Source organism: Mesorhizobium sp. M7A.F.Ca.US.005.03.2.1, from assembly GCF_003997795.1.
Taxonomy (GTDB): Bacteria; Pseudomonadota; Alphaproteobacteria; order Rhizobiales; family Rhizobiaceae; genus Mesorhizobium; species Mesorhizobium ciceri.
The window spans coordinates 1-541 of sequence record NZ_RZRP01001560.1; the positions used below are offsets into that span (position 1 = coordinate 1).

A 541-nucleotide genomic window follows, 5' to 3' on the forward strand; every position below is an offset into this window, starting at 1 on the left:
GGGCACGATGGTGAGGTTGCCCTTGATGCGGCCTTCGGCCTCCGCCCTGGCAAGCATCGGCATCAGCGCGTCGATGGCGACGACACCCGGCAATTCGCCGGCATGGAGTGCCGCCTGCAGATAGGCCGAAGGAGCAGCCTTGTCGGAACCAGTGAAGCGGAACAGCGGGAATTCGTAGGAAACCCCTTCGCTTTCCCCGGCGATGCGTTCGATCGATTTCTGCATGACTTCCTCCATCAGGAGCGAGAGACATGCGATTTGAAGGCGCCGATGTCGATTGGTCCAGCCTGCCGCGCTATGGGCGCAAGAGACTATTCAGCCGGAAGCGGGATGACCGGCGCGCGCCGGTCCAGCGCCTGCGACAGCACAGCGACGGTGACCGCCAAAAGAGCGAGTGCTGCGCCGACCAGCGGCAAATTGGCATAGGAAACACCGGCGGACAGGGCCACGCCGCCTATCCAGGCGCCGCTGGCATTGCCGATATTGAAGGCGCCCTGGTTCAGCGTGGCGGCAAGGTTCGGTCCCTCGGAGGCCGCCTCGA

2 pseudogenes are annotated in these 541 nt (G+C 64.3%); both read right to left on the minus strand.

Annotated features, from left to right (window positions below):
* Positions 1-225: pseudogene (locus EN991_RS39125) on the minus strand (succinylglutamate desuccinylase/aspartoacylase family protein); the annotation flags it as partial.
* An 86-nt stretch (positions 226-311) separates the two neighbouring features.
* Positions 312-541, minus strand: a pseudogene (locus tag EN991_RS39130) (MFS transporter); the annotation flags it as partial.